The following is a 359-nucleotide window of genomic DNA, read 5'->3' on the forward strand; positions in this document are numbered from 1 at the left end:
TAGTATTGACGACTCGAAATGGTTGGGGGAAAATCGCTCTTGCCAAAATTCTTACTGGTTTAGCGTTTACAGTGGAGTTATTTGCATTACTTGCTGTTTCAAGTGTTATATCACAGTTGTTTTTTATGGGAACTGCCGGATGGGATATGCCGATTCAGAATATCAAGCTGATTGCTGTTGCACCTATGAATATGCTGCAGGCAGAAATTTATGAATATGTTTTTGTATTGCTTGGAGCAATAGGTTTTGCCGGAATTGTCATGTTTATATCAGCGGCTGTAAAAAATAATGTACTTACCTTACTGCTTAGTCTGGCTGTTGTATATGGACCAATGATGATTGCAGAATATCTTCCTTAT

General features: G+C 37.9%; 1 pseudogene. It reads left to right on the forward strand.

The features are described 5' to 3' along the window. A pseudogene (locus tag LI162_RS15335) lies at positions 1 to 359 on the forward strand (ABC transporter permease); the annotation flags it as partial.

This window comes from Mediterraneibacter sp. 210702-DFI.3.120, assembly GCF_020561005.1.
Classification (GTDB): Bacteria; Bacillota; Clostridia; order Lachnospirales; family Lachnospiraceae; genus Mediterraneibacter; species Mediterraneibacter faecis.